General features: G+C 69.2%; 10 protein-coding genes and 2 pseudogenes. 9 read left to right on the forward strand and 3 right to left on the reverse strand.

The features are described 5' to 3' along the window. The 4 genes and pseudogenes from G3I40_RS09410 to G3I40_RS09425 form a co-directional block, all read left to right on the forward strand. Positions 1-1,054, forward strand: a pseudogene (locus G3I40_RS09410) (hypothetical protein); the annotation flags it as partial. Between the two features lie 268 nt (positions 1,055-1,322). Then, positions 1,323-2,033 (forward strand): RES domain-containing protein, encoded by a 711-nt coding sequence (locus tag G3I40_RS09415; protein WP_164301703.1) that lies wholly within the window; start codon positions 1,323-1,325, stop codon positions 2,031-2,033. A gap of 398 nt (positions 2,034-2,431) precedes the next feature. Continuing rightward, positions 2,432-2,872: an XRE family transcriptional regulator gene (locus G3I40_RS09420; protein WP_343244873.1), complete on the forward strand. Its 441-nt coding sequence runs from the start codon at positions 2,432-2,434 to the stop codon at positions 2,870-2,872. A gap of 217 nt (positions 2,873-3,089) precedes the next feature. Beyond that, positions 3,090-3,473, forward strand: coding sequence for a hypothetical protein (locus G3I40_RS09425; protein ID WP_164301704.1), 384 nt, complete (start codon positions 3,090-3,092; stop codon positions 3,471-3,473). 330 nt (positions 3,474-3,803) lie between these two features. Here G3I40_RS09425 and G3I40_RS09430 read toward each other — a convergent pair whose 3' ends face one another. After that, complete coding sequence (locus tag G3I40_RS09430) at positions 3,804-4,286, reverse strand: TetR family transcriptional regulator C-terminal domain-containing protein (RefSeq protein WP_164301705.1); 483 nt, start codon at positions 4,284-4,286, stop codon at positions 3,804-3,806. Positions 4,287-4,288: 2 nt separating this feature from the next. Then, positions 4,289-4,459 carry a hypothetical protein gene (locus G3I40_RS09435; protein ID WP_164301706.1) on the reverse strand — a complete coding sequence of 57 codons (171 nt, stop codon included), beginning with the start codon at positions 4,457-4,459 and terminating at the stop codon, positions 4,289-4,291. Positions 4,460-4,860: 401 nt separating this feature from the next. Here G3I40_RS09435 and G3I40_RS09440 point away from each other — a divergent pair, with 401 nt between their 5' ends. Further along, positions 4,861-5,199, forward strand: a complete 339-nt coding sequence (locus G3I40_RS09440; protein WP_164301707.1) for a DoxX family protein — start codon at positions 4,861-4,863, stop codon at positions 5,197-5,199. A gap of 91 nt (positions 5,200-5,290) precedes the next feature. Here the strand turns inward: G3I40_RS09440 and G3I40_RS09445 are convergent, their stop codons facing one another. After that, positions 5,291-5,995 carry a DUF998 domain-containing protein gene (locus G3I40_RS09445; protein WP_164301708.1) on the reverse strand — a complete coding sequence of 235 codons (705 nt, stop codon included), beginning with the start codon at positions 5,993-5,995 and terminating at the stop codon, positions 5,291-5,293. Positions 5,996-6,770: 775 nt separating this feature from the next. On the opposite strand from G3I40_RS09445, the gene G3I40_RS09450 reads away from it, so the two are divergent. The 4 genes and pseudogenes from G3I40_RS09450 to G3I40_RS09465 all read left to right on the forward strand — a co-directional run. Further along, positions 6,771-7,364 carry a hypothetical protein gene (locus tag G3I40_RS09450; protein ID WP_164301709.1) on the forward strand — a complete coding sequence of 198 codons (594 nt, stop codon included), beginning with the start codon at positions 6,771-6,773 and terminating at the stop codon, positions 7,362-7,364. A 177-nt stretch (positions 7,365-7,541) separates the two neighbouring features. After that, positions 7,542-7,832 (forward strand): hypothetical protein, encoded by a 291-nt coding sequence (locus tag G3I40_RS09455; protein ID WP_164301710.1) that lies wholly within the window; start codon positions 7,542-7,544, stop codon positions 7,830-7,832. After that, positions 7,829-8,215, forward strand: coding sequence for a hypothetical protein (locus G3I40_RS09460; protein ID WP_164301711.1), 387 nt, complete (start codon positions 7,829-7,831; stop codon positions 8,213-8,215). The genes G3I40_RS09455 and G3I40_RS09460 overlap by 4 nt, the downstream gene beginning before the upstream one ends. Positions 8,216-9,382: 1,167 nt before the next feature. Continuing rightward, positions 9,383-9,784 (forward strand): annotated as a pseudogene (locus G3I40_RS09465) (transposase); the annotation flags it as partial.

Raw genomic sequence — 9,784 nt, forward strand, 5'->3', positions numbered from 1 at the left:
CACCGTCCTACCGGGGAGCGCGGGCGCCCTGCTGTCCGCGGCGGGCGACGCCACCGTACGCGTATGGTCCGCGGCCGAGATCGGCCGGCGGCTCACCTCCGGCGACACCGCCGCCCCCAGCCGTCCCACGGCCACCGCGCTGTGGCACGCCGACGAGGGCCCGGTCGTCGCGACCGCCCACGACACCACCGTCCGCCTCACCCACACCCGTACCGGCGCGGTCACTTCGGCGTTCACCGCCCCCGGCCGGGTGACCACCCTGACCTGGGCCCGGCGCGGCGCGCGGCACCTGCTCCTGTACGCGGACCCGGCCGGCACCGTCCGCGCCTGGGACCCGGCCGCCCCCGCCGCACAGCCGCTGCCGCCGCTCGACTGCACCGCGCCGACGCACCACATCGCCGCCTGCACGAGCCCGGACGGCGCGCTCGCGCTGCTCCTGACCGCGTCCGAGGACTACCGCGCCCGCCTGTGGGACCTGCACACCGGCAGCCTGCTGCGGACGTGGAACGGCCACACCATGAGCGTCAAGGCGATCGCCGCCGCCCGCACCCCCGACGGCCGGCCCCGTCTCGCCACCGGCGGCACCGAGGGCGTCGTCCACCTGTGGCACCCCGACACCCCGGACGAGGGCGCCCGGCGCATCCGCTGCGACCAGGGCATCCTGCACGCGCTCGCCCTGAACACGGCGCCGGCCGGCGACCTCGCGCCCTTCGTCGTCACCGCCGGGGACCAGGGCGGCATCCGGCTGTGGGACCTCGACACCGGCCGACCGCTCGGCGGGCCCCTGACGGGACACCACGCCCCGGTCCAGGCCCTGGCGACCTTCACCGCCGAGCACCGTACGTACGTCGTCAGCGCGGCCCGCGACGGCATCGCCTTGCTGTGGGACGCGGCCACCGGGCGCCAACTGCTCACCCTCGCCACGGCGTCCCCGCTGACCTGGCTGGATGCCACCGTCCAGCCCGGCACGGCGACGGTCCTGCTGGCCCTGGCCGGGCACGCCGGAACGGCCCTGACCGCCCTCGACCTGGCGCATCCCGCGCTGGTCCAATAGACCCGGGCCGGCCGCCCACACATGCTCACGGCCTATGCGCCCCCCGGAATGCATCGTGCGCCCCCGGGATGTCCCGCAAGAGACTCGCGTACCGTGCGCCCTGGTACCACAATTGATCAACTGGGCCGTGCCCCCGCCCCGGTTCAGGACCCAAGACACAGAACTGAAGACACAGCGCCCTCACCGGCCCGTCGGCCCGCGTCGACGGGCTGCCCCGTTCGGAGGGCCCCAACGGACGTACCGTTCGTCCCGGAAGCCGAGCCAGCCCATGACCACCGACCCAGCAGCCGACGTCGCAGACGTCAGGGACGTCCGACTCGTACCGGCCCCGGCCGGCGGCGTATGGCGACTGGGCAAGACGTCCGACCCGCTCGGCTACGACGTCCTCGCGGCCCCGGACGAGGACAGCACCGCGGGCAACGCCTGGAGCGCCAGCACCCACGGCACCCTCTACTGCGCCTCCCGGCAGGACGGCTGTTTCGCCGAGGCGCTCGCGCCGTTCCGCGTCCACCCCGACGTGCGCGAACTCGTCGACCTCGACTGGCACGAGCCCTATTTCGTCGCCCCCGGCAAGATGGTCCGCGACTGGAGCGCCAAGCACACCCTGCTGCGCCTGGAACCCGCGAAGGACAGCCGCTTCTTAGACGTCGACGACGACACCACCCTCAAGGCCCTCGCCACCCTGCTCGAACCTTTGCTCCCCGCGCTCGGCGTCACCCGCAGCGAGCTCACCCGCCACCACACCCTGGGCTCGCACCGCCGCCTGACCCGCGCGATCGCCCGCTGGGCACACACCCAGACGACCCCCGACGGCGCTCCGCGCATCCACGGCATCGCCTACAAGTCGCGCTTCGGGATGCGCCAGTGCTGGGCCCTCTTCGACAACACGACGGTGACCCGCCTGGAGTCCACGTACGTCTTCCCGGAGTCGGAACCGCTGCGGACGGTGGCGCACGAGTACGGGCTGCAGATGCTCTGAACACCCCGCACCGCCCTCGAAAACACCCCTCGATCCCCCCTCGACCCCACCCGTTGAGGTGCCTGCCGTACGGCGGAAAGCGGCCAAACATCGACGGCACGCAGGTGGCTGAAACCCCTCAGATGCCCTCCGAACCAGCAGGTGAGAGCGGTACCGACGGAGAACTCGACGGCGCGCCGTGGCATATGACGCTTGCTCAAAGTGGGGCCGGACAGGTGGAGTTGACCCCCCTTCGTGGGTACGCTTCCGGTATCACCTTGGGAGGGAGGACGTATGAAGCATCCTTCGTGGCGTGCGCCGTCCTCCGGACGCGCGACTCCCGTAGTGGTCATGCTTCCCGGCGGGAGCTCTCCACAGAACGTCAAGATGCCCCGCCGGGTCCACGAAGGAGAGACTTGATGCCTGCCCTGAAGACCGCCAAGACCACGTTCCGGAAGCAGCCCGCGCCGTCGTACGTCGCGGCGCACAGCGTCGCCGTCAGCATGCCCATCGCGGACATCGCGCGCTTCCTGCAGGACAACCTGGGCCAGCGGCTCACCGCCCGCATGGCGGGCATCAGCGACGCCAAGCAGGTGGGCAGGTGGGCGTCCGGCTCCAGCAACCCGCGGCCCGAGGCCGAGACCCGACTGCGCGACGCGATCCAGATCTTCCATCTCATCCAGTCGGCGGAGTCGGTCTACACCGCCCGTGCGTGGATGATCGGGATGAACCCGCAGCTGGAGGACATGGCTCCGGCGCTGTGCATCGCCGACGACCGGGCCCGTGACGTCATGGTCGCGGCCCGCGCGTACGTCGAAGCGACGGACCGTACGCGTGCCGTTGCGCCGACCGGCGCCTGAAGATTCGCGCGACGCACGACGCAGCCGTTCCCGCGGCGCCCTTCATCCGGCCTGCGGGAACGGCTGTTTCTGCTGAGGGCGGGGCCGGTCGGGTGAGCCTGCGGCGAGGGTGTTGATCTATCCGAATGACGGGCCGTGACGTTTCTTCTCCCGAGCTGTTCCAGCTGGCAATGACGGCGGACACCGCCGTGCATCCCCCCACAGCTTTGGAGCAGTGATGATCCGTAAGGTTCTGGCCGGTGCCGCGCTCGCGTCCGCTGCCGCCGCCGCGACCGTCGGTGCCACGGGTGTCGCGTCGGCCGCCCCGCAGACCGAGACGATGACCACCGCGCACGACATGAACGACGCCGCGCGCGCCGCGTACGGTGACACCGTCAGCGGCACGGGCACCTCGGAGTTCGCCACCGACAACGGCGATGTCGCCATCGCCGGTGACCCGGGCGGCGTCGCCAACACCTACGGTGCCCCGTTCGTCGACGTCGACCTGCGCTGCGCTGTCGCCTCCCCGCAGGGTGTCGGCGGCAACGTGCTCGGCGGCCCCGTCGCGGACTGCACCAACCAGCCGGTCGACCAGTTCGACGCTGACGAGCGCATCCTCTAAAGCCCCCGCTTCACTGGGCATCTTCTTCCTCGGCACCGGGGATGAGCAGGGCCCTCTTTCTCCGCGTCCCCTCCTTGCGCGGCGAGAGAGGGCCCTGCATCCATATGCCCACGCTTCCGACGCGAATCAGGGGACCAAGTCGGCTGGAGGGCTTGGCTGTTGACTCTCGCAAGAGCATTGCTCTCAGATCGGGATCTCGACGGTCCCGGGCGCAACCGGCCCCTCGCCCGCATAGGTGTCGCCCCGGGGCGCCGACGGGGCGTCGTCCTCGGCGAGCGTCGTGCCTCCGTAGTTCACGTCGGTACCGCTCGCCGGCCCGTCTGCGGTTCGTCATCTTCCCGGAGCGACGAGCGTCGTGAGCGCGCGCAGGCCGGCGACGACGTCGGGCGCCCGGGGTGCCTGCTGGGGGTCGGTGAGCCATTGGGTCATCAGGCCGGTGAAGAGCGCGAGTTGGGCGGCTCCCAGGGTGCGGGCCGTGGCGTCGTCGATCTCGTCCTCCGGTACGCCGCGCAGCAGGGCCGCGAGCCCGCGGCGGCCCTGGACCTGTCCGCCGGACAGATAGCGGCGCAGGTCGTCGGAGTGCTCGGCCTGCACCAGGCCCTCGAGCGTGGCGAGCCACAGCTTGCGGTCATCGGTGAAGGACTGGATGACCGCGGCCCACAGGGCTTCGTAACGCTCCGCCTCGCTCGCGCCGTCGGTGCCGTACGCGGACAGGGTGCGCCCCAGCCGAGTGCCCCATGCGTCGATGGCGTCGATGAGGGCCGTGGTCAGCAGCGCTTCGCGGGAGCCGAAGTGGTAGCCGATCGCGGCCATGCTCACCCCCGATCAGGCGGGCGGTGGCGTCGACGGCAGGTCGGGTGTTCGTTGAGGTCGCCGCACACCACGGCGTGTTCGCCATCCACCGCCCCGATCCGGTCGAGCAGCATCCGGCCCTGCGCGTACCGCTCGTCCTTCTGCAGGCTCGGATGGCAGCTGGCGACGCTCACGTTCACGCTCGTCCGGACAGACGACGGCTGGAAGATGACCGAGGCCAACCAGACCGAGGGCCCCGACCCCCAGCAGACCAGCTAGGCCTTGGCGTCCTTGCTCAGACACCAGCCGCAAAGCAGCGGGGGAATCGCGGATAAGGCCTGGGCACAGCGACATCCTTCCCACCCACCCCACAGGGCAAGCCAGTTCAGGATGGCACCCGATCGTGCAGCAGGCCCGCGCAGCGGCGGAACGCGCTCAGGGGACATGTAGCTTCCGGCGGGCAGGGACGGGGGCGAAGGCCCTGCGAGTGCATGGGCGGAAATTTGTGGGCTCCGTGTCACATTCGGCTCAGTGTGCGGGTCAGTCAGGCAGCGGATCACTTCCGCCTGAGGAAACGCCTGTTGAGGAGTGCCTGATGTCTGTCGCCCACACCGTCGTCACTGTTGTCGCCGCCGTCATGGCCGGTTTCTCCGCCTACTCCGTCTTCGCCCGCGCAGAGTGGGTCGTCAAGCCGATGGCCGACTACGGGGTGCCCGCCTCGTGGATGCCGTGGCTGGGCGCTGCCAAGGCCGCGGGCGCTGTCGGCCTGCTGGTCGGGCTCGCGGTGCCGGCCGTCGGCGTCGCGGCCGCGATCGGCCTCGCCTTGTACTTCGCCGGGGCCGTGGTCACCGTGGTGCGGGCGCGCTGGTTCTCCCACGTGCCCTTCCCGTTGGTGTACGCGGCCCCGGTGGTTGCCGCACTCGTCCTGTCCTAGGGAAGAGGGGACCGGACGTGCATCCGCACCCTCCCAGGTGGTCGACGGCGCCAACTGCCGGGCTGGGGTTGGTGCTGGTCCCTGGTCGCGGCTACGCCGTCAGTGCAGCGGTCTCCGGCAGCGGCTCGTGTTTACTACGCAGCTCGCGGCGGTGGCTCCGCGCATTGTTGCGGGTCGGCAGTTGGCTTTGGACGTAGTGGCCGATGAGGGCGAGCAAGGCGACGTCGCAGCCGAGCAGCAGCCGTTCCACCAGTCCGATCAGTTCACGGTTGCCTGGTCCTGCCGACAGGGCCATGACCGCGGCTCCGGCGATGGCGGCGATGGACAGCCGCCGCAGCCACTGCACCGTTCGTCGCGCCTCCGTGCCGGCGCCCGCGGTTCGAAGACGCCGCGCCAGGACGAGTCCGGCCAACGGCATGGCGAGGAACGCCACGATGGAAGCGTAACGATGCACGTATGCCGATGCGCTCAGATGCACGGTCAGCGGATCGGTGGGGATGACAGCTGCGGCCACCAGGCCCGCACCCCAGGCCACCATCAGCACTGCCACCGTGCCGCGCAGGGCCGCGACGCCGCGCCGGGCCACTGCCAGCAGGGCGAACGAAGCCACGCCCAGACACGCCATGCCCGCCTCGATCGGTCCACCGCGGTCGAGCGCGGCGAAGTCGCTGACCGTCAGTGAAAGCTGGCTCAGTTGAGGGTCGGTGTCGAATGGAGCTCCCAACGCCGCCACCACCGCCACCATGGCGGCAGCCCACACCCCAGGGACGACGAACCGGCTGAGAACACTGCGCACACGGGACCCTCGAAAGTTCATGTACGGAGCCTTCACCACGGACCGGGGCCCCGGCAGCAGGGTCAACCCCGACAACACCCTGATCTCCACCCTGAGTTCGCCCCCGCCACGACGCCACCAGCCCGGTACGCTCCATCGGTTCCTGGCCGGGTCCGGGTTGGCATCCGGGCTCAACCAGTCAGCGCCTCCGCTTGCGCGTCGACCGCCCGTAAATGATCACCGCGATGATGACGGCTTTCGCACGCGGAAAACAATCACCCCGGCTGTTCCGTACAGCCGGGGTGATTGTTTTCCGGTGGCGAAAGCCGACCGCCATTCGCACGCGGAATCTGCTTCAACTGCCTCATATCTCTCCTCGATGTGGCACCCCGCGGCTGGTCATGGCTGTCGGCATGCCCGAGGCTTCCCGGACGAAACCGGTGGTGTTCTCCCGCATCAGGCCGTCGCTGCGTTGGTGAAGGCCGAACTGCCGCTGGTCTGTTCGGCGGTGAACCGTCCGATGCTCGGTGTGATGTGGCTCGGCTCTGCGCGGGTCCGGAGCCGGGGGAGCACGCGCCAGGTTGCGTGAAGAAGACGCCCGCTGTGGCCGGCTGGCCGGGCCGAGCAGGCACCGAGACAGCCGCGTAGCTGCCTGCCGCGCTTTCGCATGCTGGCCGCTAGGCACTCTGGGGCACCGCGGATGCTCAGGATTTGCTCAGAGCCCGCTTGCAGGGCGCAGACGAGGGCCATGCTTGCTGCACAGTGCTCGCGAGATGCCGGGTGAAGAGGGGGCCACATGGCACAGCCGGACAACGTCGCTCGCGTCATAGCGTTCTGCAGCGCAGCTTTCACCGCTGGCAACGTGAGCGTGGCCATCGCGGCTTTTCGACGTAAGCGACCCACCGTCAAAGTGCGTTCCCCGGGTCTCTTCCTTACGAGAGCAGAGGCCGGGCCTGCCGCCTCCGCCGACCGTGACATCCCCCACTTCGGGGCAGTGCTGAAGACCCGGAGCGAGGTCGACGTCAGGATCGACTCCGTAGTGGTGCTCTTCTACGCCTACCAGTGGGTCATCATCAGGACCAGACGGGTGCCGCGGGGCACCAGGGTGAGAGAGCTCAGGTATGTGGGCACGTACCCCCTTCGCACCCAGGACGGCGAGCAGATCACGCTGGAGGCGTTCGGGCGGCGGAGCCTGAAATGGCTCCTTGTGCCGCCTCCCGGCACCGGCAAGCCTGTCCACCCCGCAATGGCGAGGCTGCGGGCGTCCCTCTCGAATGGCCAGACAGTCACCAGCAAAAGATTCCCGGTCAGCCCGCAGGCGTTCCCCTGTCGATGCTTCCAGTGCTCAAGTTCGGGGACCCAGCTGACCTTCGACGACCTCACCGAGTAGGTGGCGCTGCTCACCCTGAGTCCGAATATCGGGCGTGGACACGCAACAACAGAGGGAACGGCCCCGGACCGACCAACCCAGAGCCACGGATTCGACGCCCGTGCGCCCGGAGAGCCCGGGATGCCGGACGGTGGAAGCGATCGATACCGTAGGTATTCCCGCGGGTATACTCGGGGTGTGGATACAACGATCAAGATCGCCTCGGAGACACGGGACAAGCTCGCCGCCCTGGCCAAGGCCAGGAATACGTCGATGCGTGCATTGATCGAGGAGTTCGCCGCCACCGCGCTTACGGCTGACGAACTGCGCGAGCGCGTTGGGCGTACCACTGACTTCCTGGAGGAGGAGTTCGGTCACCGCATCAGCCAGGACGAATCCGACGATCTGCGTGAGCGCATGCGCCAGGCACAAGCTGCACGGACCGCCCAGGTCAAGACCCCCCGGACCGGTCGGGACGCCGCCGCGTGATCCTCGAGCACTACGTCCTGGATGCCGACACCCTGCTCGCGCTCGGCGGCAACAAGCAGGTCTCTGCGCTCGTTCACGTCGCGGCCGGCGACCCCACCGTCCGCCTGTGGGTTCCCGTCGCCAGCGCGCTGGAAGCCGAGCGCGAACGCACCGGCATCATCGACTACCTCGGCATCCTGGACGTCCTGCACACCCTCGACACGGACTATGGAGCCGCCCACACCATCGCCACCCTGCACCGCGCGGGCATCCCCTTCGGCGTCGCCGCCGCCGTCCACGGAGCCCGCCCCACCCTGGACCGCCCCGACGGCGCGCTCGTCGCCACCGTACGACCGGACGCGTACGAAGGCCTGGGCGTCCCCGTCATGGATCTCAACCGCTGACTCTTGCGGCTGCCGTACCTCGTGCGCGCGGAAGCCGCCAGGTGATCCGGCGGTGCCTGCATTGCGATCGATGGGAGGCCGGCCATTTCGCGAACACATCATGAGCCTGCCGCGCCCACTCACCCCGGGCCAGCCCCGCCCGCTCACCTGCACTCAGATCCCAGCGGATCGCCCGATGCAGGGTGGCCAGCGACGGCACCGGCCCCTGCGCCGGATCCACCCGCGCTCGCTCCATCAGCTCGGCATGGACCCGCGAGGCATTCCCGCCCCACAACACCAGTAGCAGTCGCACCTCCGGCGTCACCGTGAACCGTCCAGGAACCCGCTGCGACAGCCGCCCTTCACGCCCCGCAGCCAGCCACCGCCACACCGTCCGCTCAGAACGCCCCAACGCCTGTGCTAACAAGCGGGCATGACGAGACATCAGTTCACCTCGTGCATCGAGACCTAGGAGCCGCTCCACCGCAGCCGCACGCTGCACGCCGGACGAGTCCGTCATACCGTGGTTGTCCCACAGCTTGTTCTGGCGGAGGTGCAAGTTCGGGATAGCGAAGACAGGCCGGGCCTGTGGCCATAACTTGCCGACCGGAAAAACAGGGGGAGTATTCTCACCCAAAATTCGAACTGGCAAGAAAAGCAAAGGAATTGACGAATAGTCAAGTTCCTTGAAAGGTGTGAGGATCGGGGAAGGTGGCACTGGGGTGTCCGAGTTCCCTCGCCATTGAGGCGGGGGCTTTTTTGTGCTGGTCGTCGGGTGTTTCGGGTGGTTGGTGTTGGTGGTGGTGTTCCGGGTTTGGTGGTGGTGTGAGTCCGGATTGGCTGGTGGTGTGTTCGCCGGATCTCCTTTGGGTTGTGCTCTGTAGCGCATGGGGGTGTGGCGTGGTGAGTGGAACGGGGATTTGTCACTCGTCCAAGTGATCGCGGGGACTCTTGTCGGAGTGTCGGCCTTAGCGTCTCATTCGTCGCGTCTGTCACGGGCGTGACGTGAACTGCCCTGTGTGGGGCGGTAGTTGACGTCATGGAGGCTGTCACTGTGATCGCTGCTCGGTTGCTGGTTCGTTCGTGGCCTGTGTGTCGGCTGCGGTGACGGCGGACGGCGACGTCCCTGGGGTCGGGGCTGGGGATGAGGGGCTGGGTCGGCATCGGGACGAGTTGCGGCCTGCCGCGGTGCGTGAGTTGCTGCGGCTGCGCGCGTCGGGGGAGTTGACGACGGCGCATGTGCGGATGGCCGCGGGTGTGGTGGGGGTGCACAAGCGGACGGTGTGGTCCTGGCTGGAGCAGGCGGAGTGCACGGGCAGTGTGGAGAAGCCTGAGCGGCGCCGGTTCACGATCACCGATGAGGTTATCGAGGTCCTCGCCGACTATCAGGGCAATGTGAAGCGCGCTCACGAGCATCTGGTGCGCATCGCGAAGCAGGCGGGGCGCAGGCCGGTCGGGCTGTCGACACTGCACGATGCGATCGCCCGGGATCTTGATCCGGGTTTCATGGCGGGCCTGCGCGAGGGGATCCCCGCGGCGCGGGGGTTCGATCCGTGTTTTCAGCGGCCGCAGGTGGAGCGGAACGCGGTG

Source organism: Streptomyces sp. SID14478 (assembly GCF_010548525.1).
In the GTDB taxonomy this organism is placed as follows: Bacteria; Actinomycetota; Actinomycetes; order Streptomycetales; family Streptomycetaceae; genus Streptomyces.